Source organism: Paraburkholderia sp., from assembly GCF_024281035.1.
Taxonomy (GTDB): Bacteria; Pseudomonadota; Gammaproteobacteria; order Burkholderiales; family Burkholderiaceae; genus Paraburkholderia.
The window spans coordinates 54,811-76,709 of sequence record NZ_JAMXLH010000016.1 but is presented as its reverse complement, the minus strand read 5'-3'; the positions used below and the strand labels follow the sequence as shown (position 1 = coordinate 76,709).

Here is a 21,899-nt window from a genome sequence, read left to right as displayed (position 1 = left end):
AGCGTCGGAGCGCGTCTTTGAACTCGAGCACGCACCATGAACGACAAGAAGCTGCAAGCCCCTCCGCTTTCCCTCCTCGACAGATATCGGGGCCGGGATTTTCAACCGCTTTACACCACGACCGTCACGGTGTCCGGCGGCGAGACGGGCCACGGGCGCGCATCCGGGGTCGTGCGCTCCGACGACGGAAATCTCGCTGTCGATCTGCGCCTGCCCACCGAGTTCGGCGGGCCCGGCAACGGGACCAATCCGGAGCAACTGTTCGCGGCGGGCTTCGCCGCGTGCTTCCACGGTGCGCTGAACCTGCTCGGGAAACGTGCCGACATGAACATCTCCGACACAGTCGTGGAGGTGCAGGTTTCGTTCGCCCGCGATCCCATGGATGGAGGCTATGCATTGCTCGTCGACGTCCGGGTCCGCATGCCTGGCGTCGATCGAAGCATCGCGCAAGAGATGGTTCGAACCGCGGAGCGCTTCTGCCCGTATGCAAAGATGGCCAAACAAGGCACCGTCAATATCGTGACCGTCGTTGACTGATTCAACGCGCGACACGTGCGGGACGCCGACAGGCCAGTCGACGGTCGAACCTGGCGGACGCGGCCCGGCGTGACCGGGCCTCGATCGACGAGGGCACTACTTTACGGGCGTGAGGACCGGCGCACCCTGATTCTTGATCAGGAGCACCAGGAATTTTGCCGGCTTCGTTTTGCTGGCATTTCGCCCGACCGTGTGGATATCGTCTGGTCCTTCGTGGAAGGTATCGCCCTTATGGAGCGTGACTTCCTTGCCGCCGTTCAGGCCCATCACGATGCTGCCGTCGAGCACGTAGACAAATGCGTGCGCATCGTGACGATGGACTGGATCGACACTGCCCGGCGGATAGTCCACGACGATCATCTGGACTTCCTTGCCCGGATATTCGGGCAAGGTTTGCGTGCCGAGCGGCGTGACTTTGGCGGTGGGCGCGGCGCTCGCCGGCAGCGCGGCCAGCATGCACGAGTACATCACGGCAGCCAGCGCAAGCATGGTGCGTTTCATGGCGTCACTCCAGATTGGCCTTGTCGAGTCCGAACAACCTGTCGAGCGAGCCCGGCACGCTGCGGAATGCGACACTCAGCCTGTTCCAGCTATTGATCAAGCCCACGACAAACGTGAGATCCGATAACTCCTGCGCGGAATAGTGTTCGAGTACGTGTTCGTAGAGATCGTCCGGTACGCCATCGGCCGGAAGGCGGGTCAGAACTTCGGTCCACGCCAGCGCGGCACGCTCGCGCGGCGAGAACAGCGGCGACTCGCGCCAGATCGCCACGTGATGCAGGCGCAATTCGCGCTCTCCGTGGATCTTCGCCATCTTGACGTGCATGTCCACGCAGAACGCGCAGCCATTGATTTGCGACGCCCTGATTTCGACGAGTTCGCGAATGGGCGCTTCTATTGTCATTTTGTGAACAAGTTCGCCAAGCTCGCCGAGCTTTTTGGACAGTTCCGGCGATTGCTGAAAGTAGTTGAGGCGTTGCGTCATGCTCGATTCTCCTGACCGGTTCGGGGGCGCTTGTTGAGCCTGCATCGAACGATCTTTCGCAGGACCAGGCTCGCAAGCATCGTAAACCCGGGGCTCACAGGCCAGTAGTACCGGCGGAGTGCGCACTCTGTTGTCGCTTCGGCACCAATCGCCGGTCGCGTATCGACTGCGCGTGCGCGACCCGCTCCCCGCGATTCGTCCGGTGACGGTGTAGCGTTCGTTCCGGAGCGGGACGGTAGTGAAGAAGCGATTCAGCGAAGAAAAATATTTGCCTCTCCCGCGACGGATTTCCGCGCGCCGTTCCGTTTAATTCGCACAAGGGCCATGTCAGCACCGCGCCTGCCACGAACCACGGGAGAGTTTCCATGCCAGTCAAGCCGCTTCGCGCGCTGGTGAGCGCCGCCGTCCTGGCGCTCGCCAGCGTGTCCGCGTTCTCGCAGACCATCATCGTCGCGCCGCACGCGCCGCCTCCGTTGCGCGTCGAAACCGTGCCGCCGCCGCGCGCGGGCTACGCCTGGGACCCCGGCCACTGGCATTGGGCCCACGGCGATTACGTCTGGCGTCCGGGCCACTGGCGGGTCATTCGCGTCGGGTACCGCTGGATGCCGGGGCACTGGGTCGAGCGCGGCCCCAACTGGCGCTGGGTGCCGGGCCACTGGGCCTGAGCCGGCTCAGGCGAATGATTCCGACCGACACGGCGCACGACCATGAAGACGCTCATCCTGCTCACGCTCGCCACGGCCATCATGACGGGCTGCGTCGTGGTACCGGCCCGTCCGGTCCACTACCGGCCCGCGGTCGTCGTATATTGAACGTTCGCGAACCGGATGACGCTGCCGCCCGGGCGGCGCATCCCGAACCGGCGCACGCCCTGGGAGGGGACCACGATGAGACTCGTGCGGCACGACCCTGCACCGCCGCACCCCGGCCCGCGGCGAGCGCAACCGTCGCAGCGAATGCTGCGAATGCTGCGAATGCTGCGAATGCTGCGAATGCAGCGAATGCTGCGAATGCTGCGAATGCGGCAAATGCGGCAAATGCAGCGCACGCCGCAAACGATGCGAGCGCAACGGATGCGCCGTCCGCGCCACGGTGCCGCGCCTTGAGCGAGCGCGACCCCGACGCGGAACTCATCGCGCGAGTGGGCGCGCGCGACGCGGGCGCGGTGCGTACGCTCGTGCTGAGCAAGCTGCCGCGCCTGCTCGCGCTCGCCACGCGCATGCTCGGCGACCGCATGGAAGCGGAAGACATCGCCCAGGAGGCCTTCGTGCGCATCTGGAAGCAGGCGCCGCACTGGCGCACCGGCGAAGCGAAATTCGACACCTGGCTGCATCGCGTGGCGCTCAACCTGTGCTTCGACCGTTTGCGCGGACGCCGCGAAGAGCCCGCCGACACGCTGCCCGACGAACCCGATCCCGCCGCCGCGCCCGATCAGCGCATCGAGGCCCGCACGCGCGACGAACGCGTGCGCGCGGCGCTGGCCGCGCTTCCCGTGCGGCAACGCGAAGCCCTCGTGCTCACTTATTATCAGGAGCTTTCGAACCTGGAAGCGGCCGACCTGATGGGCATTTCGGCCGACGCGCTCGAAAGCCTGCTGGCGCGCGCCCGGCGCACGTTGCGCACACAACTGGCCGGTGAAAGCGCCGGCAAGGACTCCGCATGACACCCGAACGATTCCACACCCTCGTCGAAGCCTGGGGCGCCGACCCGCGGCGCTGGCCCGAGCAGGAACGCGCCGATGCGCTCGCCTGGGCGCGCGCGCATCGCGCCGAAGCCGAAACCACGCTTAAGGCCGCGCTCGAGCTGGATGCCTGGCTCGCGCGCGACCGGGTCGCACCGCCTTCGCACGCGCTCATCGAGCAGATCATGGCGAGTGCGCCCGTGCCGGTGCCGGTACGCGCCCAAACGCCGTCGAATCGCCGCCGCTTCTGGTGGTCCGGCGCGGCCTTCGCGGGCGCGGGGCTCGCGGGCGCGCTGGCCGGCGCGCTCGCCATGTCGCTCATGCTGCTCGGCAGTCCGGCGCCCGCCGTCTACGGGACGTTCGACGCGCACGAAGCATCGCAAGACCCGACGCATGAATACGCCCACGAAAGCAGCTATCTGGGCACGAGCTTCGGCGGTTCGAGCGCCGACTGGAGCGACGAATGAACGGCCGCTCCTGGAAAGCGCTGATGGTGGGCTCGGTGCTGCTCAACGTCTTTTTGCTCGGCGCGATCGCGGGCGGCGCGTGGCGCTGGTTCGCCGCGCGCGGCGCGACCGAAACGCAAGTGTTGTCGCAAGCCCAGACGCCGCCCGCGCCGCGCGTCGCGCTGCGTTTCGCCACCAGCGGCCTGACGCCCGAGCGTCAGCAGCAGTTCCTCGATGCGCTCAGGGCCGCGCGACGCGAAGGCCGTGACGACGCGCGCGCGGCCCGCGAAGACCGCCGCGAGGTGCTCGACCTGCTCGCCGCGCCGCAACTCGACCGTGCCGCGCTCGACGCCGCGCTCGCGCACACGCGCGAAGCCGACAGCGCGTTGCGCGCGAAGGTGGAAAGCGGCGTCGCCGACTATGCGGCCACGCTCACGCCCGACGAGCGCCTCAAGTTCGCCGATGGCCTGAAGCGCAGCGGCCAATGGCGTCTGCCTGCGTCACGCAAGGCGGCGCGCGCCGCGAGCACGGCCAGCGAAGCCGGCGCGGCGAACTGAACCGGCACCGCGCGCGAACGGAAAGCGCCCAAAAAATCGGCGTCCCTGCGACGGATTCTCGACTTCACGGCGTTTAAGTGAAGTACATCACGCCACGAGAAGCCACGAGGACCGCGCATGGACAGCCTGCACACCGCCCCCGCCGCCGCGATCGCCATGAATCGCTTCGGCCTCGGCGCGCGCCCCGACGAGGCGCCGCCCGCCAATCCGCAACATTGGCTGCTCGATCAGTTCGCCCGTTACGAGCCGCTGCCCGACGCCTGGCGCGGCCAGCCCGGCGCCATCGCGCTCACGACGCGCTTCGGCGAAGAGCGTCTGCAGGGGATGAGCGGCGGCGCGCTCCGCGGCCCCGGCAACGACACACCGGCAAGCGCCACGAACAACACCGCCGGCAACGCCTCGCCCGCCGCGACGAATCCGGCCGCGACCCGGCCGGCCACGACTCAGTCGGCAAGCCAGGCCACAGCCCAGGCCGCGCGCCAGGCAGTGAACCAGGCCGTGAACCAGGCCGTGAACCGCGCGATCCGGCGCGAAAGCGTCGAGGTCTACCGCGGCGCCGTGAACGCGCGCCTCACGAGCGCGCTGCAAACGGACACGCCTTTCGTCGAGCGCCTCGTGCATTTCTGGTCGAATCACTTCGCGGTCTCGGTCGACAAACCGGCGCTCGCGGGACTCGCGGGATCGTTCGAGATGGAGGCGATCCGCCCGCACGTGCTCGGCAAATTCGCCGACTTGCTGGTGGCCGTCGAGCAACATGCCGCGATGCAGATCTTTCTCGACCAGATCCGCTCCATGGGCCCGGACAGCCGCGCCGCGCTGCGCGCCGACGCGCGCGATCCCGTACACAGGCGCGGCCTCAACGAGAATCTCGCGCGCGAAATCATGGAGCTGCACACGCTGGGCGTGCGCACCGGCTACACGCAGGCGGACGTCACCGAATTCGCGCGTGCGCTCACGGGCTGGAGCGTGGCGGGCGTGCGCGGACCGCAGCCGGGCAATGCGGCACCCGGCGCGTTCGTGTTTCGCCCCGCGCTACACGAACCCGGCACGCGCACGGTGATGGGCCGTCAATATGGTCAGGATGGCGAACGACAGGCGCTCGCCGTCCTGCGCGACCTCGCGCAGGCGCCCGCCACAAGCCGCCACATTGCGTTTCAGCTCGCGCGTCATTTCGTGGCCGACAACCCGCCGCCCGCGCTCACCGCGCATCTCGCGCAGACGTTCGAACGAAGCGGCGGCGATCTGCCGGCCGTGTATCGCGCGCTCGTGGAATCGCCGCAAACGTGGGCCGGCGCCCATGCGAAGTTCAAGACGCCGTGGGATTGGACCGTTTCGTCGATGCGCGCGCTCGGCTGGCGCGATCGCGGCGACCTGAACGCCGCACCGTTGCTCACGCAACTAGGCCAGCCCGTCTGGCGCCCCGGTTCGCCCGCGGGTTACGACGACATCGCCGCGAGCTGGGCCGCGCCCGATGCGCTCGTGCGCCGCGTCGAGGTCGCGCAGCGCCTCGCCGCGCTCGTCGGCGACCGGCTCGATCCGCGCACGCTCGGCCAGAGCGTGCTGCCCGGCACCCTCGGCGCACCCACGGCCACTGCCGTCGCGCACGCCGAAAGCGCCCAGACCGCCGTCGCCCTGCTGCTCGTCTCGCCCGACTTCCTGAGGAGATAACGCATGCTCTCCCGCCGCCGCTTTCTGCGCGTCGCCGCCGCCGGTGCGGGCGCGATGCTCGTCGCACCGCAACTCGTCTTCGCGCACGCCGCCACCGACCGGCGCTTCGTTTTCGTGATCCAGCGCGGCGCCGCCGACGGCCTGAACATCGTCGTGCCATACGCCGATCCCGCGTATGCGGGGCTGCGCGGCGAACTCGCCATCGACACCGCAAACGCCGCCAGGCTCGACGGCACGTTCGCGCTGCATCCTTCGCTCGCGCATACCGCGCAGATGTATCGCTCGGGCGAGGCGCTCTTCGTGCATGCGATCGCTTCGCCGTATCGCGACCGCTCGCACTTCGACGGTCAGAACGTGCTGGAAACGGGCGGCCGCGCGCCGTACCAGGTGAAGGACGGCTGGCTCAACCGGCTCGTCGCGCAAGTGGGGCCGATGCACGGCGACGGCGACGGCGCCATCGCGCTCGCGCCCACGGTGCCGCTCGCATTGCGCGGCCCGGCGCGCGCGACGTCGTATGCGCCGTCCGCGCTGCCCGCCGCTTCGGACGATTTGCTCACGCGCGTATCGGCGCTCTACGAGAGCGATGCGCAACTGCACGGACTCTGGACATCGGCGATGAACGCGCGTGGACTCGCCGGCGACGCGAGCGCGAAGCAGGACCCCGCAAGCCTCGGCAAGCTCGCTGCGGATTTTCTCGCGCGTCCCGATGGCCCGCGCATCGCGATGATCGAAACGGGCGGCTGGGACACGCACAGCGCGCAGAACGCGCGCCTCGCGAATCAACTGAAGGCGCTCGACACGATGCTCGCCGCGCTGCGCGACGGGCTCGGGCCGGTGTGGAAGCAGACCACCGTGCTCGTCGCGACCGAGTTCGGGCGCACGGCCGCCGCCAACGGTACGGGCGGCACCGACCACGGCCAGGGGTCGGTAGCGATGCTCGCGGGCGGCGCGGTCGCGGGCGCACGCGTGATCGCCGACTGGCCTGGCCTGCGCAGCGCCGATCTCTACGAGGGACGCGACCTCAAGCCGACCGCTTCGCTCGATGCGCTCATCGCGGGCGCCGCCGCGGAAAGCCTCGGCCTCGATCCGCAACGCACGGCCGCCGCGCTGTTTGCTGGTGCAGGCACGACAAGACCCATCACGGGCCTGATACGCACATGACCGCGGGTCCGGCGCGAAGAGACCTGAACGGCCGGTCACAACGCCGTCGAACCAACCATAAATCCGCACATCAAGGAGGACCTGAATCGTGAAGACGAAGCCGATGCTTCTCACCGCCCTGCTCGCGGGCGCCACCCTGCTTTCTGCCTGCGTGGTGGAACCCGCGCGGCCGCCCGCACCTGCGCCGCGCGTCGAAGTCATGCCGCCCGCGCCGTCGCCAGGCTATCGCTGGGTGAAGGGACACTACCGCTGGGAAGGCAATCACTGGGCGTGGGTGCCTGGGCACTGGGTCGGGGCTTACTGATTTCCGTGGCGCCGGAAATTGCCAGCAGTTCGAATTAGTTCGATCGGTACTGCGGCGCGCTGGCGAACATGGCCCGTATCGCCTGCGTGACACCGCGCTTCAGTGCGGGATCGCTGGCGAGATGTCCGCCGGGTACGCGCGTGATGTGCGCGCCAGGCGTTGCTTTCGCAAGACGATCGACGTTGCGGACCGGGCATACGGGATCGCGCAGGCCGTGCACGGCATGGATCGGTACGCCTGCGTGCTGTGCGTTGCGTGCGAAAGCGAGCAAGCGCCGCTCGCCGAGCCAGCAGTCGCGCAACAGGTAATGCGTCTGGACCCGGTACTTGGCGATGAGCGTGCGCATGGCCTTCGGCGCGTTTGCGCGGCGTGGACGAGAGGCCGTAGCACGGCCGGGCCGCGACGAGGCGAGTATCGCCTCTTCGTACGCGCGCCATGCGAGCGCGACCTCACGTTGGCGCGCGTATGCCGCGCCAGGCTGTAATCGCTTCCCACAGCATGCGAGCAAGGCGCTCGCGCGGGTGCATCCCGCCGCGGCGTACAGGCGCCGCCAGGCGCGTGGCGCTTTGTGGCGCGATGTCACGAACAGGTGCCGTACTTCATGTCGCGAGGTCAGAAAGAGGCCGCGCAGCACGACGCCCAGCACACTTGCGGGATGCTGACCTGCATACGCGAGCGCAAGCGCGGCGCCCCAGGAACCGCCGACGACACCCCAGCGCGCGATGCCGAGCGCGCGGCGAATCGCCTCGAGATCCGCAACGAGGCGGTCCGTGCGGTTGCCGCGCAACCCGCCGCGTGGACGCGACTCGCCCGCGCCACGTTGATCGACGAGTACGACACGCGTTTTCGTCAGGTCAAACAAGGCCAGCATGCCGGGCTGACTTGCGCTGCCCGGGCCGCCATGCAGCACGACGACTGTCTGCGCCGTGCTCTCGCCCGCAACCGTGAACGCGATTGAATGTCCATCCCTACTCAGGCGCAGGTGGCGCAGCGGGCCGCACGAAGTTGGCCAGCCGGAAGTTTGTCTGCTCATGAATGGGCCGCTCGTCACGAGCGCGTAGTGGAGAAGAGGGGTGCAACCAAGCAAGAATCGCACACGATGTACGAATTGGTACAACCTGGGGTGAGTCCGCAAATCGTATCCTGGCTCATTTGCGGTAAGACACGGTCAGGCCTGCGAGCGCGTGACGTCAGCCCGCATGGCGCCGGTAGGACATGTTGCCCGTTGCGCACGCATTTGGTACACCCCGCCTGAGCCGAACCAATGAATAGATGGCGCAGAGCTTGGAGCTTGCTTTATCTCCACCGTCTTCGCCACGCTTTTTCCCGGGCGCGTTGTCACACCGGTGTTGCATCCTGCGGCACCAGTGTTCCAAAAATCAACACCGCGCATTTCCCGAACGCGTCGGGCAGCGACACGTTCGGCCCGCTTGCGTCTGCAAAACCAGAGTGTCCTTGCCGGCCATCGCGCGAAGTCCCGCTCGCGCGTCTTGCGCGCTTCGTGTATCGGCATCGGCATGCCTCTTGCTTCAAAGGAAACGGCCGCGCATCCAGTGTGGTTCTTCCATCCAATAGCAATTCATTTGCACACAAGGAGACATGCCATGCAATGGCCCCCGCCGTCGTACACCGACCTGCGTTTCGGCTTTGAAATCACGATGTATGTCGCCAATCGCTAAGCGGGCCGGGACCCGCCGCCCACAGCGCCCGAACGGCGTTGCGGGCGGCGACCGGAAGCAACGACCATGAAAATCAAAATACTGGGTTCGGGCGCGGGCGGCGGCCTGCCGCAATGGAACTGCAACTGCGCGAACTGTCGCCGCGCGCGCCACGGCCGCGGCGATGTGCTGCCACGCACGCAATCGTCGATTGCGGTCAGCGATAACGGTGTCGACTGGATTCTCGTCAACGCGTCTCCCGACGTGCTCACACAGTTGCGCGCGCATCCTGACATGCAGCCCGCGCGGACACTACGCGACAGCGGAATCGCGGCGGTCGTGCTGAGCGACGCGCAGATCGATCACGTGACCGGGTTGCTGATGCTGCGCGAGCGCACCGCACCACTGCCGCTCTACGCGTGTGCGCCCGTGCTGGAAGATCTCTCGACGGGGTTGCCGCTTGTGCCGCTGCTCGGCCATTACTGCGGCGTGCGAACGCATGAGATACAGCCTGGCGAGCACTTTACGATTCCCGCATGCAAAGGCTTGCGCTTTACGCCCATTGCCGTCGACGGCAAGGCGCCCCCCTATTCGCCATTTCGCCAGAGCAGCATCGACGGCACGAACATCGCCCTTCTGATCGAGGATCTGATCAACGGTACTCGGGCCTTCTACGCACCGGGCCTGGCGGAGATGCAGGACGAGATCCATGCCATGATGCGCGGTTCCGATCTCGTGCTCGTTGACGGCACGTTCTGGACTGCCACGGAGATGATCGATCTGGGTATCTCGACCAAGCACGCGGACGAAATGGGACATCTGGCGCAATGCGCCGAGGGTGATCGCCGCGGCATGATCGACTGGCTCGAAGCATTGCCGCGCGGCACGCGCAAGGTTCTCACGCACATTAACAACACCAATCCGATTCTCGACCCGCATTCCGACGAGCACGCGCAACTGCGCGCTCGCGGCATCGATGTGGCGTACGACGGCATGGTTCTCGAGGTATGAAGATGAACGCACAGCTCCCCACACAGGTATTGCACGACGCGCCGTGGACACCAGAGCAATTCGAGGCGCGGCTGCGCGCGCTGGAGTCGCACTATCACATCCATCACCCGTTCAATCAGCGGCTCAATAGCGGCCAGTGTTCGCGCGAGCAGATCCGCGGCTGGGTGGCGAACCGTTTCTACTATCAAATCAACATTCCGCTCAAGGATGCAGCGATCCTGTCGAACTGCCCGGACCGCGCCACACGCCGGCGCTGGATTCAGCGACTCGTGGACCACGACGGCCAGGCCGATGGTGGGGGCGCGGGCGGGATCGAGGCGTGGGTGCGCCTCGGCGAAGCGGTGGGCATCGATTCCGCGACGATCTGGTCGCAGTCGCTCGTACTGCCCTCGGTCCGCTTCGCTGTGGATGCCTACGTGAATTTCGCGCGCCGCGCGCCGTGGCAGGAAGCGGTGTGCTCGTCTCTCACGGAAATGTTCGCGCCGCAGATCCATCTCGATCGTCTCGCTGGCTGGCCATCGCACTATCCGTGGATCGAACCGGACGGGCTGCACTATTTCCGCAGCCGCGTGCCGCTCGCCCAGCGCGATGTCGAACACGGTCTCGAAGTCACGCTGAACCACTTCCGCACGCCCGAGGCGCAGCAGCGCGCGCTCGATATTCTCCAGTTCAAGCTCGATATTCTCTGGTCGATCCTCGATGGAGTTGAAAAGGCCTGGCCCCTGTGAACACGCGTGGCGCAGACAGCGGCATGCTGCTGCGCCCCCGCCTGCGGCGGCGTCTTCGGGGTAGCGGCAAGGGCTGCGGTGCAGATCCGGGCGCGAGTGAAAACCGGTGGATTCACCCTTGCATCATCGTGCTGAAAGGACTGCCTTCCAGACAGCGGGCGTAATGGTGTCTTTGCGGTTCAACCGTGCGAGGTTGAACCGGCCTTTGCGGATGCGATGCCTCAATTTTTCCGGCCGGTTTTCATTCTCCGCGAAGCACGGCAAGGCAGCGCCCGCCAAGCTGCGTGAAGGCCGTATGGACCTGCACGCCGCTGGCCCCGGCCTCCAGCGCGGCGCGCACATCGGCTGCCGTGCGCACGCCGCCCACGGCGAGCACCGCAGCCTTGCCGCGCAACCGGCCGGCAAGCAAGCCCAACTGCCCGAGTCGCCCGGCGTCCTCGGGCAGAACACCAATTGCCGCATCGAAGCCGGCATCGGCGGCGCCTTCGGCCACCGCGAGCGCAAACGGATCGTCACCTGCAAGCGGCACCTTCAGCGCAATTGCAACGTGGCGGCCGCTTTCGCGTGTGCGTCGATCACGCTCGGCGGCCACGCTCGCAAAAGCGCGCAAGAGCAGTGCCGCGTAATCGGCATTCAACAAAGGCCGATAACGCCGCGCACTCAGATTGAAGCTCAGGTAGTCGGCAACGGCCCAGGCTTCGTGCAGCCCACGCGCCCATTCGCCTGGCAACGTGGATGCAGGCGCGTCGGCGCTCATGCCCAACCCGACGCCCACACGTGCTCTCGCGCGTTCGGCGGGCGCCAACGCGGCGAGGCGCGCGGCGAGCACACGAACACCGGGGTGCCCGTCCGGTCCGGCTTCAGGTGCCACGGTGCCGAACTCGACGCTGTCGAATCCCGCCCCGAGCAACTCGGCGGCCCGGCTGCCGTCCTTGTCGATACCGCCGGCCAACCCGAGGCGAGCAGGCCATCTGCCGTCGCTCATCGGTGTTGCTCCGCGAAATCGGCCATGAAGCCGACGAGCGCCTCGACGCCGGCCTCCGGCATCGCGTTGTAGAGGCTCGCACGCACGCCGCCGAGCTGACGATGGCCACGCAAATGCATAAACCCTGCAGCCTCGGCCTCATCGAGAAAACGTTCCGTGAGGCACGCCTGCCCCAGATGGAAGCGGGCGTTGGTCAGCGAGCGATGGCCGGGTTCCACGGGCGCGACATAAAAGCCGCCGCTTTCGTCGATTGCCCGATACAGCAACGACGCCTTGCGCGCGTTGGCGGCTGCCATCGCCGTCAAGCCGCCGCATGCCTCGATCCACTCGAAGACGAGCGCAGCCAGGTGAACGGCCAGCATCGGCGGCGTGTTCGCACAGCTTTCTTCGGCCGCCTGGAGCCGATATTGAAACGGCAAGGGCGCCATCGACGCAGGGCGATGCAGCAAGTCTTCACGCACGATGACGATCGTGAGCCCGGACGGCCCGATGTTCTTTTGCGCGCTCGCGTAAATGAGTCCGAAGCGGGAGACATCCATCGGCGCGCTGAGCAGGCAGGAGCTCGCATCGGCCACGAGCGGAACCGGGCCCGTCTCGGGCCATGCCGGCCAGGCCACGCCATCGGCCGTTTCGTTGGCCGTGATGTGGCAATAGGCCGTGTCGGGCGGCAGCGTCCACTCGCCGAGCGGCGGCACAGCGAGCGGCGTATCGCCCGCGTGACGCGCAATGACGGTTGTTTCCGCAAAGCGGCTTGCTTCGGCAATCGCCCGGCGCGACCAGTAGCCCGAGTCCGCATAGGCGGCACGGCGCAATCCGGACGACGGATCGAGCAGATTCATCGGCACTGCGGAAAATTGATGCGTCGCACCGCCCGAGAGAAACAGCACGCGATAGTGATCGGGCACGCCGAGCAGCCGGGCAAGCCGCTCGCGCGCGGCTGCCAGGATTTCGCGGAACGCAGTGCCCGCGAACGGGCGCTCGATTGCCGCCATGCCGTCGGCCGCGCGCCGAAGCAGGCCGTCACCGGCTCGCGCGAGTACGGCATCGGGCAGGCGCGAAGGGCCGGCGCCGAAGTTCCATGGCGTACCGCTTCGGGTGGCCGGGCGCGACTGGGCGAGCGTGTCGGCGTTCATCGCAGCACAAGGCCGCCGTGCACGCCGATCGCCATAAACAGCAGCAACGGAATCGACAGCATCGTATTGGTGCGCGACGACAAGTGCGTGATGCGCGCACAGCGAACGCGCTCTTCGACCGACGCGGGCTTGAACCCGAGCACCTTTTGCTGATGCGGCCAGAGCACGAACCATACGTTGCACATCATCAGCGTGCCGATGTAAGCGCCGATGCCGATCGGCACGAATGCGCCGTGCAGCGTAAGCGCGCCGACGAGCGCGCCGTAGCGCCAGAGCATCAGCATGCCCGCCGACCACGCGACGACCGAAGCCCAGCGGAACACGCCGTGCTCCCGGTTCAGCAACGCCTGAAAACGCGGGCTTTGATCGTTGACGAGATCGGCGCTCGTCAGCGGACGCCAGTTCGGACGCTGGATCACGTTGGCGTAGTTGTGGCCAACCCAGATGATGCCGGCAAGAAAATGCGTCCAGCGCAACAAGAGATCGACGGTGACGAAACTGGTCATGACGCGCCTCACACCATCAGAAGCTGCGCGAGCGCGACGAGCGCCACCGTCAGCAGCAGGCCGAGCACAACCGTGCCTCTCGCCGAGTCATAGGGATGGGCCATTCAGTCCTCCATGAAGGCGGTCGAGACGCCGTTGTCCCAGCGTTTGATGAGCGGCTTGCGAAAGCGCACCGGCGACCCGGCCTGGCTTACCGCCTGCGTCACCAGGTGATGATGCGGCGAGCGGCTGCATGCCGGGTCGGTATTGGCCGCATCGCCGGTGAGGAGGAACGCCTGGCAGCGGCAACCGCCGAAGTCCTTCTCTTTCTCGGGGCATGAGCGGCACGGCTCGGGCATCCAGTCGAGACCGCGATACTTGCGGAACAGCGGTGATTCGTGCCACAGCCACGACAGCGGTTTATCGCGGACCGACTCGAATTCGAGGCCCGGAATCACACGCGCTTCCTGGCAAGGCATGGCCACGCCGTCGGGTGCGATCGTCAGATGGATCGCGCCCCAGCCGTTCATGCACGCTTTCGGCCGGCTCTCGTAATAGTCGGGAACGACGAAGTAGATCGTCATGTCCTCGCCCTGCTTGCGACGCCAGCGCTCGACCACCGCTTCGGCTTCGCGCACCTGATCGCGCGTGGGCATCAGTTCATCGCGGTTGAGCAACGCCCAGTTGTAGTACTGAATATTGGCGAACTCGATGTACTCGATGCCAATGCCGGCGGCAAACTCGCAGACCGCTTCGATCTGGCCGATGTTCTGGCGGCACACCGGCATGTTGAGCACCATCGGCAAACCGTGGGACTTGATGAGACGCGCGGCCTCGAGCTTGCGCGCGTGCGCCTTCGCACCGACGAGTTCGTCCGTCAGTTCGGGATGCATCGATTGCAGCGACAACTGCACCTGCTTGAGCCCGGCCTGCTTCAACGCGGCCATCCGCTGTTCGGTCAGGCCAATGCCGGAAGTGATCAGGTTCGTGTAGTAGCCGATCTCGTCGGCATACGCGACGAGTTCTTCGAGATCGTCGCGCTCGAGCGGCTCGCCGCCCGAGAACCCAAGCTGCAATGCACCGAGCGCGCGCCCATCGCGCAGAACGTCTTTCCACTCCTGCGTGGACAACTCGCGCTTTTCGTAGTCTTTGAAGTTGAGCGGGTTGTTGCACCACGTGCATTTCAACGGGCAGCGATAGGTGAGTTCGAGCGTCAGCCACAGTGGCTTGCCCTGGCCGTCGAGGCTGACTCCTTGAGATTCCTTCGGCATCGCCGTCTCCTTTCTGCTCTATTGGCGGTGCTGAATGCCCGCCGTTTTGTCATATTCTTGACCGCCGTTCCAGGAGGCGGCAACGCAATCCGATGGAACGTGCGCTCAGCCTTTCCAGTAAACCGGCCTCGTGAATTTCATGAGAGCACGCTGTTCGGGCCGCCCTTCACACTTCGAGCAGGCCGGCGCGCATGGCGATGACGGCAAGCTCGGCGGCGTTGCCCGCGTTGAGCTTTTGCTTGATGTGATAAAGATGCGTGCCGACCGTACTGCCGCTCAAATGGAAGTCTCTTGCCACTTCGTTGACGCTGCGCCCGCGCGCCAATTGCAGGAAGACCGCGAATTCCTTGTCCGTCAACGCCTGCGCCGGATCCGCAGAACCCGAGATCTGGGCGAGCGCCACTTGCTGCGCAAGCTCGGGGTCGAGATAACGCTGGCCTTGCGCAACCTGATGCACGGCCTGAATCAACGCTTGCGGCAGACAGCGCTTGCTGAGGTAACCCGTGGCGCCGGCCTTCAACGCGCGGATCGGGATCATCGCGTCCTGGTGGGCCGACAGCATCAGCACGCGGGCCTCGGCATGGCGCGCGCGCAGCCGTTCGAGCGCGGCCAGTCCGCCGATGCCCGGCATCGACACGTCCATGACAAGGATGTCAGGCGCGCACTCCGCGTAGAAGCGCAAGGCCTCTTCACCGCTCTCGGCTTCGGCCACGACCGTCGCACCGGCGCCTTCGAGCAATAAGCGAAAGCCGGTGCGGACCATCGCGTGGTCATCCGCAAGCAAGATTCGATAGCCGGCAAGTGGTGTGCTCATGCTCGCAGGTCCTCCAAAGGCGTAACGGCAGCGGCGGCAGCGGCAACTGCGGTAACTGCGGCAGGTGTGGCGAAGGCGGGCAGCCGCACGGCAAGGCGGGCGCCGCGGCCCGCGATGGCCTCGAACGCGAACTCGCCGCCAAGCGCGCGCACACGCTCGCGCATGCCGGCCATCCCCAGTCCGCAACCGGCGGCCGGCGAGCGCCCGGGGTAGCCGACGCCATTGTCGGCAAGAATGAGCTCCAGCCAGCCGCCATCCGGCGAGCGCCGCAAGGCGAGGTCCACGCGCGTCGCGCGGGCATGGCGGACGACGTTCGTCAACCCTTCCTGGACGACGCGCAGGAAGGTGTGCATCGAAGCCGTGCCGGACGGTTCGGGTCCGATGGCGAAGGTCGCGCTGAGAACGATGTCGGGATAGTTCTGCCGCCAGATGTCGACGTGGCGGCGCAGTGGTTCGTCGGTGCAGAGCGGATCGTTGTCGGGGTTTTCGCGCAGGCGATGGAGAATCGAGCGCACGCCGTCCTGCATCTGGCCCGTCACCACGATGATGCTTTCGGCCGGCCGGCACAGCGCGGGTATCGTTTCGCCATGCTGGGCGACAACACCGGCAAGCGCGCGCACAGCGGTGATGCCTTGCGCCAGTTCATCGTGCAGCTCGCGCGCGATATGCCGCCGCTCGGCTTCGAGACTCGCCTGCACGCGGACACTCAATTCGCGCTCGGCTTCGAGCTGGATGTTGTCGTCGACTGCTTGCGCAAGCCGGTCGGCCATGCCGTTGAACGCTCTGGCGAGGCGGCCCAGCTCGGGGATCGGAAACACGGGCAGGCGCGTGTCGAAGTGGCCTTGGCCCGTGCGGTCGAGCGCCGTCATCACGTGGCCAAGCGGGCACAGCGCACGCTTGAGCGCAAAGCGCGCGGCCAGAAACAGCGCCGCGAGCAGAAGCGCGGCCCAGCCGGTCATGGCGCACAGGTTGTCCCAGGCATCGAGCGTGGAGCGCGACGCATCCGGGTAAAGGACAAGCGTAAGGTCCGCCGCTTGCGCGCGCCACGGCGCAAACCGGGGCTCGACGAGCGCGGTGAACCAGGCAGGCGCCCAACGACCGGCCTTGTACGTCGGCGGCGGCGACAGATAGCGTCGCTGTCCGTGCGCGTCGATGACTTCGAGCGCGTTGGCGCGAATCCGGCCGACCGCAACGATGTGCGCGAGCAGCCGCGCGCGGTTCGAATCCGTCGGATACGCCTGCAACTCACGCGCGGAGACCTCGAGCCATTGCTCGGCGACGCGCGTGGCGGCCGTGATTTCCTCGTGGATCGAGTCGCGCGTTTGCTGCACCCAGATCGCGCCCAGCGCCGCGACGAGCACTGCGGCAAGCGCCGTCAGCACGAGTCCGATGCGCGTGGACAGGCTCAACTTCACCCGTTGTGATTGTGTTGTCATCTCCTCATGCCCTCTTTCGTGGAAGGCGAGCGCCTGCTGCCTCCGGCCGAGAAGACGCAAGTTCAATACCACCTTAACGAGGTGCATGGCTGTGCGCCGCGCGAGGAAAGGAAATCGTTGGCCTGTGGGGGAGCGATCAATGGAGGCGGATATCCGCGTTGAGGCGGACGCGCGGCCGATCGCGACAAATGCGCCTGCGTCAATGCGCCGTTACGGGACACATCGCGGTGCGCACTGTTCCAAAACGGGACGATGCTCGACGAGTCCAGATTTTCATGAGGTGCTTTTCGTGAAACATCGCTAGCTCTCGCGTGAACGTCGTGCCGATAATCAATCACGCGATGACAGGATGCCATCGCATAACTCGATGAATGGAGACTCGACATGACCTGGGAAAATCCGGCTTTTTGTGACATCCGCCTCGGCTTCGAGGTTACCGCTTACGTCTACGTCCGGTAAGCCGACGCCGGGCGGCCGTACAGCAGTAGCAGTACGGACCACCGCCCGGCGCCAGCGCCGCATCCAGCCATGACCACCGAATTCGCCGTCTCCCTCGAGGCCTGCCCGCGCCTCGCACCGCATTTCGTTTTCCGCTGGGAAGCCAGTCAGGATGCCTACGTCATCCTTTATCCGGAAGGGCTTATCAAGCTCAATATGAGCGCGGGTGAGATCTTGAAGCGTTGCGACGGACAGCGCAGCGTTTCGGACATTGTCGCGGAGCTTCAGGCAGCGTATTCCGGCGCCGATGAAGAGCAGATCGCCGATGGGGCGCGGTCGTTTATCGATACTGCGCGCGGAAGGGGCTGGTTGAGGTGTTGAGGCGGAGTCCTTGAGGGCGAAGCCACCTGTCACCTGGCTGTTGAACACCGTTTTCAACCCCGCTCTGCGTATCCAGACCAGGAAGGCGGCGCCGCGCATCGGAGCCGCACCAGGCCAGCGTGAACCGCCAACGGCGATCGACGGACATCCACGCCGGCCGACCGAACAAGCCCGAGGCCGCTTTGCACGGCCTCGCTGCGAGACCGAACATACATTCTCCCGATACGCGCGTCGCGCAGCTTCTCACGAGCGTCCTCTCTCAGCTTCCGCGCCTTCAGCAAGGCAACTTCAGGGCACACACCAGGTGTCGGCAGTTTTTCTTTCCCGGTAAATCGATACTTGAGCCGCCAGTAGCGCTGCCCCGCCGGGGTGATCAACAGAAATAATCCAGCGCCATCGAACAGATGCAGTGGCCTGGAGCCAGGCCTGGCTTGCTTTGGCTGGACGTTTGTCAGTGGCATTGGGGGTATCTCCGGGCTAATTCTGCTGGGAGTTCTCACGTACCCCCGGAAAGTACCCCCACTCGTGTCGAGTGACGACGGATGGAATCGAATTACGGCGGACAACAAAAAACCCGCAACGCCTTACGCGATGCGGGTTTTCGGACTTCTGTGCCGTTAAGCATAACTTGTCCGCGGAATAAAGCATAAGTTGTCGTGACAGCACCTATGGTCCCATACCTCGCGCTTTCCTACTGATGTCGTCGGTGGAGTGACACGTTTCACTTAGCCTTTGCTGCCCTATCTCCCTTACACTAAAGTAGAAAAATGGAGCGGCACGATGAAGCAGCAACCGTCACATCGAAGAGCCAGGTAGCGATTCCAGTGGAAATGTGTAACCGCCTTGGCCTCAAGCCCGGCGACAGGATCGAATTCAGCTTTAACGACGCAACGGGTCGATACGAGGTGTATCCGATCACGCGCTCACTCTCGTTGCTCAAGGGCATAGTTAAGAAGAGCACCCAAATGGTGTCGATCGATGACATGAATCGAACCATCGCCGAGCAAGGATTCTCCACACAACGATAGACAAGTTGTGCCGTTAAGCAAATTTTGTTGACCTGTCCTGGAATAAGTTGACAGTAGTTTTCAAGGAAACGCCCGATGCACCGCATCGGGCGCTTTGCATTTGAGGGCGGTATGTGGCCGCTCGTAGTTGTAGATGCGCACTGATTGTTCGACCAACTTTGCCGCCTGTTTGAGGTCGGCGGGACTTAGCAGCACTGCCATCTTCCTTGACTCAACTGCAGCCGCCTTCACTAACGTGGCGCTCCACACGAGCCACAGGTTTCGCCGGCAAACGTCTCTAGCGCCGTACGGTCGCGGTTCCGGATGCCGGCGATGCTACCGACGCCGATACAGCGGCAACCGCCGACGCGACAGGAGCGGTGGTCGCAAAGCCATCGATCGTTCGCACCACAGCATCCTTCAGCGAAACCTGAGTCGTAGCGCCCTTGTAGTACAGAGCGACTCGGTCTGCTGACTGCGCAATGACATATCCTTGCCCCAATTGCACCCCATTCTTTTCGACGCGGTAGCATTTTGCAGTCGACTTACCGCAGTCTCGATTGAGGTCATGCTTGTCGTTATTTGCAACGACCTCACCCGCTGCCTCACCGACCGCCGATGGAATTGAGATCACTGGAGGGATACCAATAGCAGCGAGAAACACCCCTAAAATCAAAAGAATTACAATAACCACCGTATTTATGAATCGCCTAAAATATGGATATTTTTTGACGAAATTCTGCACGCGCCCATCAGTTACAGCACGAAGTGGATTTAAAATAGACAAAACTTTTAATCCAGAATACACCAGTGCGAGATAGACAACAATAAAGACGAAAAATTCAGCTAACACCAGCCCTTTATCATGCATCCACTTTTCTAGCGCGATGGTCGCGTTAAGTGCACCCCAAACCGCAAGCACAAAATGGGTAGGATGGTCCGCAGGGAAGCCGCCCGGATCGACAGAAAACGCCTTAAGATAGGCATTGTAATACGCATCACCGAGTGAGTAAGCAACACCAGCGAGAAATAAACCAACAATGGAGACAATGACTGCCCAAGGCCAATCCAATGCAGTTTTTCTCACGAGTTCTTCTTCGATTTTCTCGTTCTTCATATTCCTTCAAACCGAGTAATTATAACGCAATACCTTCACGGCGAAATAAATAAAATTACACCCATTTAGATATCGAGAAACAGCAAGCACACTTACGGGCCGTCTTCGTACTCCTCTCTGACGAATGAAAGCGGAAGTTACGTGCAGATTGCAGGAGGCGGTGTCACTTGCATGGTCGAACATTTTGATGCCGGCACGAGGACGCGTTCAAGAGCCTTCCACGACAAGCCCAATCCGGTTTTCCCGGACGGAACCATATTGGCGTTTCGGGCGGGAAACATTCCGATGCGTTCCGATGAATGGTTCATGTCGACGCAGGTCATCGAGATTTTTGCGGCCTTTTTGAAGGGCGTTTCGTTTCCGACGTTTGTTCGGTGGAGACCCGCGCCGGGCTTCTGAGATACTACGCTCCTGCTGGGAGCGAGCAGCCCTTCTCGAAGGGCGGATATTTTAAAATGTACCCGACATTAACCGAAGAACAACACGCCGTATGTGATCGATTCAACACCCAGTTCACCGAATGCGACATGCATCTGAAAGTGAGTGTGTCATTGAACGTGAAAAGCGGAGTTCGTCCGCTGAACGGCTTGCGAATCGATTCGGACCCGGGGACCACTGGCTGGTTCATCTGGGGAGGTGAGACATTTTCCGAAGACCCAGATTTCTTCGTACCGCTGCACGGAGCGCATCTCAAGCAATGGGCCCCGCTTGTCCTGCCATACCTTGCACTTCCAGCCGGATGGCGATTCCTTATCGCCGAAGGTTACGAGGACGTTTGGCAAGACGCCGGTCTGCTCGCCCGTTAGAGATTGGTGGAGTCTGTGTTAAGTCGAGCGGGTGATTGTTGACGATCAAGGCCCTCGCTGTGAGCTTCCCCTTATGGCCGAACATCACCGTCTGCCGATCAGCCAGATTGCAAGTTGGCTACGCAGTCATGGATTGCCTGCGTGAACTGTGGATTGGATAAATCGATACCGACGCGCGCGAGCGAAAGCAACAATTGCTCGACGCCTTCGACGACCCCAACGATGCGCCCGTTTTCAACGGGGTCGCTATAACTAGGAAGCGATTCCGGCAAGTGGGATTCGATACTTGCGATACCGCCCTCAACCCTGAGGTCGATTCCGAACGGCAGCAAAAACTCTCGATTTTTGTCCATATCTCCGCTCTCGACGTCCTCCACAGCCGCATTGTCAACGGACTGGCCGCCGAGGTCGAGCGACTGCTTCTGGCCGAAATGCGCCTCACGCCGCTTTGACTTGGACCGATAGACAGCGAACTATGTGAAAGGCATAAAACGACCCATACGCGACATCCAGTACGGTCCGAAGCGGACATCAGTGCCCTGTATATCACGTACAGGAAAGCACGGTAGACGGATCTCAATCAATGATTAGGCCACTTTGCGAAGTCAACAGCATATAAAACATTCCATTGACGGGTTTAATAATTGGAGGCAGACTCTTTACCCATGCAAGCCTTCACGTCCATCGCCCTCGCGATTCACCATCATTCGCATTCCCATTCAGGACTGCCGATGGGGACGTGCATGCGCTAAAAATTCGTAGCGACATGCGCTTCGAAGCCCCGTCGGCAACGATGGGGCTTTTTGCTTTTGAGCGTTCCATCGGTTGTCGGTTTACTGAGAGAGCAAAATCAGATGACTACTGTATCGAAAACTTTTGCGACACCCATTGACTTGTACAGGGCGATTTCACGCATCTGGGCGGGAGACACATCAAGTCCAACCGACGCTTGGTCACCATCGAATCCGGCGCAGAATCATTGCAGCATTACCTCGCTCGTCGTCCATGACTATTTCGGCGGTCAGATTCTCACTACACGGACATCCGGTGGTAAGCACTTCTACAATCTGATCGACGGAAAGAAGTGGGATTTAACGGTACGCCAGTTTGCTGAACCGATACCATATGACGACACTCTGTCTACTCGCGATGAGGCGTTGGCAGATACCTCTCAACAGAAATATGAACTCTTGACATCGAGACTGGAAGAAATGCGCCTCCGTCAGGTGTAATGTCGCAGTAGCATTGAGCCCTGCCAACTGCGATATTCGCCGTCGGCAGGGCTCAAGA

Annotated in this window: 28 protein-coding genes and 1 pseudogene; 16 read left to right on the top strand and 13 right to left on the bottom strand. The window is 63.9% G+C overall.

Annotated elements, in window-relative coordinates:
- Positions 1-36: 36 nt before the first annotated feature.
- Positions 37-537 carry an Ohr family peroxiredoxin gene (locus Q0L30_RS03860; protein WP_296651407.1) on the top strand — a complete coding sequence of 167 codons (501 nt, stop codon included), beginning with the start codon at positions 37-39 and terminating at the stop codon, positions 535-537.
- Between the two features lie 96 nt (positions 538-633).
- On the opposite strand, the gene Q0L30_RS03855 is transcribed toward Q0L30_RS03860, so the two are convergent.
- Entirely contained in the window at positions 634-1,038 is a 405-nt protein-coding gene (locus Q0L30_RS03855; protein WP_296651404.1) for a cupin domain-containing protein, read from the bottom strand.
- 4 nt (positions 1,039-1,042) lie between these two features.
- On the bottom strand, positions 1,043-1,522 hold the full coding sequence (locus Q0L30_RS03850; RefSeq protein ID WP_296651401.1) for a carboxymuconolactone decarboxylase family protein: 480 nt from the start codon (positions 1,520-1,522) through the stop codon (positions 1,043-1,045).
- A 365-nt stretch (positions 1,523-1,887) separates the two neighbouring features.
- Here Q0L30_RS03850 and Q0L30_RS03845 point away from each other — a divergent pair, with 365 nt between their 5' ends.
- From Q0L30_RS03845 to Q0L30_RS03815, 7 genes are all read left to right on the top strand, one after another.
- Entirely contained in the window at positions 1,888-2,187 is a 300-nt protein-coding gene (locus Q0L30_RS03845) for a YXWGXW repeat-containing protein (RefSeq protein ID WP_296651399.1), read from the top strand.
- Between the two features lie 143 nt (positions 2,188-2,330).
- The gene (locus Q0L30_RS03840) at positions 2,331-3,185 is read left to right on the top strand and encodes an RNA polymerase sigma factor (protein ID WP_296651398.1); all 855 of its coding nucleotides are present in this window, start codon (positions 2,331-2,333) and stop codon (positions 3,183-3,185) included.
- Positions 3,182-3,670, top strand: a complete 489-nt coding sequence (locus Q0L30_RS03835; protein WP_296651396.1) for a hypothetical protein — start codon at positions 3,182-3,184, stop codon at positions 3,668-3,670. The genes Q0L30_RS03840 and Q0L30_RS03835 overlap by 4 nt, the downstream gene beginning before the upstream one ends.
- Positions 3,667-4,206, top strand: coding sequence for a periplasmic heavy metal sensor (locus tag Q0L30_RS03830; protein ID WP_296651393.1), 540 nt, complete (start codon positions 3,667-3,669; stop codon positions 4,204-4,206). The genes Q0L30_RS03835 and Q0L30_RS03830 overlap by 4 nt, the downstream gene beginning before the upstream one ends.
- A 117-nt stretch (positions 4,207-4,323) precedes the next feature.
- Positions 4,324-5,874, top strand: coding sequence for a DUF1800 domain-containing protein (locus Q0L30_RS03825; protein WP_296651388.1), 1,551 nt, complete (start codon positions 4,324-4,326; stop codon positions 5,872-5,874).
- 3 nt (positions 5,875-5,877) lie between these two features.
- Positions 5,878-7,035: a DUF1501 domain-containing protein gene (locus Q0L30_RS03820; protein WP_296651386.1), complete on the top strand. Its 1,158-nt coding sequence runs from the start codon at positions 5,878-5,880 to the stop codon at positions 7,033-7,035.
- Between the two features lie 88 nt (positions 7,036-7,123).
- On the top strand, positions 7,124-7,339 hold the full coding sequence (locus Q0L30_RS03815) for a YXWGXW repeat-containing protein (RefSeq protein WP_296651383.1): 216 nt from the start codon (positions 7,124-7,126) through the stop codon (positions 7,337-7,339).
- A 34-nt stretch (positions 7,340-7,373) separates the two neighbouring features.
- Here Q0L30_RS03815 and Q0L30_RS03810 read toward each other — a convergent pair whose 3' ends face one another.
- Positions 7,374-8,372 carry an alpha/beta fold hydrolase gene (locus tag Q0L30_RS03810; protein ID WP_296651381.1) on the bottom strand — a complete coding sequence of 333 codons (999 nt, stop codon included), beginning with the start codon at positions 8,370-8,372 and terminating at the stop codon, positions 7,374-7,376.
- Positions 8,373-8,856: 484 nt separating this feature from the next.
- Here Q0L30_RS03810 and pqqA (Q0L30_RS25755) point away from each other — a divergent pair, with 484 nt between their 5' ends.
- From pqqA (Q0L30_RS25755) to pqqC, 3 genes are all read left to right on the top strand, one after another.
- Complete coding sequence (gene pqqA, locus Q0L30_RS25755) at positions 8,857-9,018, top strand: pyrroloquinoline quinone precursor peptide PqqA (RefSeq protein WP_367277769.1); 162 nt, start codon at positions 8,857-8,859, stop codon at positions 9,016-9,018.
- A 66-nt stretch (positions 9,019-9,084) separates the two neighbouring features.
- Entirely contained in the window at positions 9,085-10,008 is a 924-nt protein-coding gene (gene pqqB / locus Q0L30_RS03805; RefSeq protein WP_296651378.1) for a pyrroloquinoline quinone biosynthesis protein PqqB, read from the top strand.
- Between the two features lie 2 nt (positions 10,009-10,010).
- Entirely contained in the window at positions 10,011-10,736 is a 726-nt protein-coding gene (gene pqqC / locus Q0L30_RS03800; RefSeq protein ID WP_296651376.1) for a pyrroloquinoline-quinone synthase PqqC, read from the top strand.
- 241 nt (positions 10,737-10,977) lie between these two features.
- Here the strand turns inward: pqqC and Q0L30_RS03795 are convergent, their stop codons facing one another.
- The 6 genes from Q0L30_RS03795 to Q0L30_RS03770 all read right to left on the bottom strand — a co-directional run bounded on the left by Q0L30_RS03795 (position 10,978) and on the right by Q0L30_RS03770 (position 16,860).
- Positions 10,978-11,721, bottom strand: a complete 744-nt coding sequence (locus Q0L30_RS03795) for a hypothetical protein (protein WP_296651373.1) — start codon at positions 11,719-11,721, stop codon at positions 10,978-10,980.
- Positions 11,718-12,854 carry a 3-phosphoserine/phosphohydroxythreonine transaminase gene (gene serC, locus Q0L30_RS03790; protein WP_296651371.1) on the bottom strand — a complete coding sequence of 379 codons (1,137 nt, stop codon included), beginning with the start codon at positions 12,852-12,854 and terminating at the stop codon, positions 11,718-11,720. The genes Q0L30_RS03795 and serC overlap by 4 nt, the downstream gene beginning before the upstream one ends.
- Positions 12,851-13,360: a urate hydroxylase PuuD gene (locus Q0L30_RS03785; protein ID WP_296651368.1), complete on the bottom strand. Its 510-nt coding sequence runs from the start codon at positions 13,358-13,360 to the stop codon at positions 12,851-12,853. Before Q0L30_RS03785 ends, serC begins: the two co-directional genes overlap by 4 nt.
- 104 nt (positions 13,361-13,464) lie before the next feature.
- Positions 13,465-14,610: a pyrroloquinoline quinone biosynthesis protein PqqE gene (gene pqqE / locus Q0L30_RS03780; RefSeq protein WP_296651367.1), complete on the bottom strand. Its 1,146-nt coding sequence runs from the start codon at positions 14,608-14,610 to the stop codon at positions 13,465-13,467.
- Between the two features lie 166 nt (positions 14,611-14,776).
- The gene (locus Q0L30_RS03775; protein ID WP_296651364.1) at positions 14,777-15,424 is read right to left on the bottom strand and encodes a response regulator transcription factor; all 648 of its coding nucleotides are present in this window, start codon (positions 15,422-15,424) and stop codon (positions 14,777-14,779) included.
- A complete protein-coding gene (locus Q0L30_RS03770) occupies positions 15,421-16,860 on the bottom strand; it encodes a HAMP domain-containing protein (protein WP_296651361.1) in 1,440 nt (479 codons plus the stop codon). The genes Q0L30_RS03775 and Q0L30_RS03770 overlap by 4 nt, the downstream gene beginning before the upstream one ends.
- A 384-nt stretch (positions 16,861-17,244) precedes the next feature.
- Here Q0L30_RS03770 and pqqA (Q0L30_RS25750) point away from each other — a divergent pair, with 384 nt between their 5' ends.
- Positions 17,245-17,319 (top strand): pyrroloquinoline quinone precursor peptide PqqA, encoded by a 75-nt coding sequence (gene pqqA / locus Q0L30_RS25750; protein ID WP_085228737.1) that lies wholly within the window; start codon positions 17,245-17,247, stop codon positions 17,317-17,319.
- Between the two features lie 69 nt (positions 17,320-17,388).
- Positions 17,389-17,679 carry a pyrroloquinoline quinone biosynthesis peptide chaperone PqqD gene (gene pqqD, locus Q0L30_RS03765; protein ID WP_296651359.1) on the top strand — a complete coding sequence of 97 codons (291 nt, stop codon included), beginning with the start codon at positions 17,389-17,391 and terminating at the stop codon, positions 17,677-17,679.
- 53 nt (positions 17,680-17,732) lie between these two features.
- Here pqqD and Q0L30_RS25745 read toward each other — a convergent pair whose 3' ends face one another.
- Entirely contained in the window at positions 17,733-18,140 is a 408-nt protein-coding gene (locus Q0L30_RS25745) for an Arm DNA-binding domain-containing protein (RefSeq protein ID WP_367277767.1), read from the bottom strand.
- 306 nt (positions 18,141-18,446) lie between these two features.
- Here Q0L30_RS25745 and Q0L30_RS03755 point away from each other — a divergent pair, with 306 nt between their 5' ends.
- On the top strand, positions 18,447-18,707 hold the full coding sequence (locus Q0L30_RS03755) for an AbrB/MazE/SpoVT family DNA-binding domain-containing protein (RefSeq protein WP_296651357.1): 261 nt from the start codon (positions 18,447-18,449) through the stop codon (positions 18,705-18,707).
- A gap of 60 nt (positions 18,708-18,767) precedes the next feature.
- On the opposite strand, the pseudogene Q0L30_RS03750 reads toward Q0L30_RS03755, so the two are convergent.
- Positions 18,768-18,902, bottom strand: a pseudogene (locus tag Q0L30_RS03750) (integrase core domain-containing protein); the annotation flags it as partial.
- Between the two features lie 82 nt (positions 18,903-18,984).
- Positions 18,985-19,803, bottom strand: a complete 819-nt coding sequence (locus tag Q0L30_RS03745) for a hypothetical protein (protein ID WP_296651354.1) — start codon at positions 19,801-19,803, stop codon at positions 18,985-18,987.
- 299 nt (positions 19,804-20,102) lie between these two features.
- On the opposite strand from Q0L30_RS03745, the gene Q0L30_RS03740 reads away from it, so the two are divergent.
- A complete protein-coding gene (locus tag Q0L30_RS03740; RefSeq protein WP_296651351.1) occupies positions 20,103-20,609 on the top strand; it encodes a hypothetical protein in 507 nt (168 codons plus the stop codon).
- Positions 20,610-20,707: 98 nt separating this feature from the next.
- Here the strand turns inward: Q0L30_RS03740 and Q0L30_RS03735 are convergent, their stop codons facing one another.
- Positions 20,708-20,962: a hypothetical protein gene (locus Q0L30_RS03735; RefSeq protein ID WP_296651348.1), complete on the bottom strand. Its 255-nt coding sequence runs from the start codon at positions 20,960-20,962 to the stop codon at positions 20,708-20,710.
- A 501-nt stretch (positions 20,963-21,463) separates the two neighbouring features.
- Here Q0L30_RS03735 and Q0L30_RS03730 point away from each other — a divergent pair.
- Entirely contained in the window at positions 21,464-21,841 is a 378-nt protein-coding gene (locus tag Q0L30_RS03730; RefSeq protein ID WP_296651346.1) for a hypothetical protein, read from the top strand.
- Positions 21,842-21,899: the final 58 nt, after the last annotated feature.

Coding starts and splice junctions, on each gene's coding strand:
- Q0L30_RS03860 (WP_296651407.1), top strand. CDS start 37: ATGAACGACAAGAAGCTGCAAGCCCCTCCGCTTTCCCTCCTCGACAGA.
- Q0L30_RS03855 (WP_296651404.1), bottom strand. CDS start 1,038: ATGAAACGCACCATGCTTGCGCTGGCTGCCGTGATGTACTCGTGCATG.
- Q0L30_RS03850 (WP_296651401.1), bottom strand. CDS start 1,522: ATGACGCAACGCCTCAACTACTTTCAGCAATCGCCGGAACTGTCCAAA.
- Q0L30_RS03845 (WP_296651399.1), top strand. CDS start 1,888: ATGCCAGTCAAGCCGCTTCGCGCGCTGGTGAGCGCCGCCGTCCTGGCG.
- Q0L30_RS03835 (WP_296651396.1), top strand. CDS start 3,182: ATGACACCCGAACGATTCCACACCCTCGTCGAAGCCTGGGGCGCCGAC.
- Q0L30_RS03830 (WP_296651393.1), top strand. CDS start 3,667: ATGAACGGCCGCTCCTGGAAAGCGCTGATGGTGGGCTCGGTGCTGCTC.
- Q0L30_RS03825 (WP_296651388.1), top strand. CDS start 4,324: ATGGACAGCCTGCACACCGCCCCCGCCGCCGCGATCGCCATGAATCGC.
- Q0L30_RS03820 (WP_296651386.1), top strand. CDS start 5,878: ATGCTCTCCCGCCGCCGCTTTCTGCGCGTCGCCGCCGCCGGTGCGGGC.
- Q0L30_RS03810 (WP_296651381.1), bottom strand. CDS start 8,372: ATGAGCAGACAAACTTCCGGCTGGCCAACTTCGTGCGGCCCGCTGCGC.
- pqqA (WP_367277769.1), top strand. CDS start 8,857: ATGCCTCTTGCTTCAAAGGAAACGGCCGCGCATCCAGTGTGGTTCTTC.
- pqqB (WP_296651378.1), top strand. CDS start 9,085: ATGAAAATCAAAATACTGGGTTCGGGCGCGGGCGGCGGCCTGCCGCAA.
- pqqC (WP_296651376.1), top strand. CDS start 10,011: ATGAACGCACAGCTCCCCACACAGGTATTGCACGACGCGCCGTGGACA.
- Q0L30_RS03795 (WP_296651373.1), bottom strand. CDS start 11,721: ATGAGCGACGGCAGATGGCCTGCTCGCCTCGGGTTGGCCGGCGGTATC.
- serC (WP_296651371.1), bottom strand. CDS start 12,854: ATGAACGCCGACACGCTCGCCCAGTCGCGCCCGGCCACCCGAAGCGGT.
- Q0L30_RS03785 (WP_296651368.1), bottom strand. CDS start 13,360: ATGACCAGTTTCGTCACCGTCGATCTCTTGTTGCGCTGGACGCATTTT.
- pqqE (WP_296651367.1), bottom strand. CDS start 14,610: ATGCCGAAGGAATCTCAAGGAGTCAGCCTCGACGGCCAGGGCAAGCCA.
- Q0L30_RS03775 (WP_296651364.1), bottom strand. CDS start 15,424: ATGAGCACACCACTTGCCGGCTATCGAATCTTGCTTGCGGATGACCAC.
- Q0L30_RS03770 (WP_296651361.1), bottom strand. CDS start 16,860: ATGACAACACAATCACAACGGGTGAAGTTGAGCCTGTCCACGCGCATC.
- pqqD (WP_296651359.1), top strand. CDS start 17,389: ATGACCACCGAATTCGCCGTCTCCCTCGAGGCCTGCCCGCGCCTCGCA.
- Q0L30_RS25745 (WP_367277767.1), bottom strand. CDS start 18,140: ATGCCACTGACAAACGTCCAGCCAAAGCAAGCCAGGCCTGGCTCCAGG.
- Q0L30_RS03755 (WP_296651357.1), top strand. CDS start 18,447: ATGGAGCGGCACGATGAAGCAGCAACCGTCACATCGAAGAGCCAGGTA.
- Q0L30_RS03745 (WP_296651354.1), bottom strand. CDS start 19,803: ATGAAGAACGAGAAAATCGAAGAAGAACTCGTGAGAAAAACTGCATTG.
- Q0L30_RS03740 (WP_296651351.1), top strand. CDS start 20,103: ATGGTTCATGTCGACGCAGGTCATCGAGATTTTTGCGGCCTTTTTGAA.
- Q0L30_RS03735 (WP_296651348.1), bottom strand. CDS start 20,962: ATGGACAAAAATCGAGAGTTTTTGCTGCCGTTCGGAATCGACCTCAGG.
- Q0L30_RS03730 (WP_296651346.1), top strand. CDS start 21,464: ATGACTACTGTATCGAAAACTTTTGCGACACCCATTGACTTGTACAGG.